Here is a 1,306-nt window from a genome sequence, read left to right on the forward strand (position 1 = left end):
CGGCCCACAGCACCCCCATGCGCTGACCGGCCTGCAGGCCGTGGCCCATGGCCATGGCGCTGGCGGAGATGCCCAACGCGACGCGGGCCCGGTGCTGGACGTTGACCGTGGTGCCGCGGGTGGCGAGGCCGCGGGCGGGGGACCTGGGCGGGTGCGTCGGACGCCGGCTCGGTGGCCGGGGCCGGCCCCGCGGTGGACTGCGGCTCGGACGCCGGCTCGACGACCGGCAGGGGCGCCGTCGTCGGGGCGGGCTCGGCGGTCTGCGCCGGCACGGCGTCGGCCGCCTCCGGGACCGCTGCCCGGGTGCGTGGCCGCTCCCGGCCGCGTCCCGCCGTCGGGAACTCGAAGAGCCAGCGCACCCGTCGGTAGCCGAGCGCGAGGGCGAGCGGGACGAGGAACGTGAACGACGCGATGGCCACGTAGAAGTCGACCGGGCGGACCGCGGCGAGGTCGCGGAAGGCCGCCACCGCCAGGATCAGCACCGGCATGTGGGCGACGTAGAGGACCATCGAGCGGCGGCCGCAGAACTCGAGGAACGGCAGACGGGGCAGGCGCGGGCCGAGCCACAGCACCACGAGGATCCCCGGCAGAGCAGCGAACACGGACCAGGGCTGGCGCTCCGCCACCACGAGCGCGCCGGTGCGCGTGGCCGTCACGGTGAGCACCATCAGGATCACCGCGATCACACCCAGGGCGGCCGGCGCCGTGCGGATCCGGGGGAGCAGTCGCGCGGACGCGGCACCGAGGAAGAAGTACACACCCCAGTACAGGGGACGCACCCAGTCGCGGGGGCCGCTGACGAACTCCAGGAGCAGCACGAAGAGGACGGCCGCGACCACCAGCGCCGGGACACGGCGGATCACCGGGCCGATGAGATAGCAGAGCATGAGCACCCACAGGAACCACAGGTGCCACGCGCCACCGCGCCAGAACTCGCCGGACAGCAGGGACCCGGGCCTGCCCGTGGCCAGCGCCAGCACGACCATCCAGACGAGGAACGGCCACAGGATCCGCTCCGCCTTGCCGCGGTAGTACGTGCCCAGCGGCTTGGACACGGAGCGGGGCAGCAGGACGCCGGACAGGAACACGAGCATCGGCATCCGCCACGACTGGAACACCTGCACCACGTTCGCGAACGCCACGGAGCTGAAGGTCGCGTCGAGGCCCTGCGGCATCGTGTAGGTGTGGGTGAACATCACCAGCAGCACGGCGAATCCGCGCATCGCGTCCATCCAGGTCATCCGGCTGGGGGCGGACCCGTGGGACACGGGCGGGGTCGGCGTCGTGGACATGGCGGCTCCGGGGT

General features: G+C 73.5%; 1 protein-coding gene. It reads right to left on the reverse strand.

What is annotated here, in order from left to right; translation table 11 throughout:
- The coding region (locus J1M39_RS11110; RefSeq protein WP_241254135.1) for an acyltransferase family protein at positions 1-1,196 on the reverse strand (1,196 nt) is incomplete at its 3' end.
- Positions 1,197-1,306: the final 110 nt, after the last annotated feature.

The sequence above is a fragment of the Micrococcus sp. KRD077 genome, from assembly GCF_017168505.1.
GTDB lineage: Bacteria > Actinomycetota > Actinomycetes > Actinomycetales > Micrococcaceae > Micrococcus > Micrococcus luteus.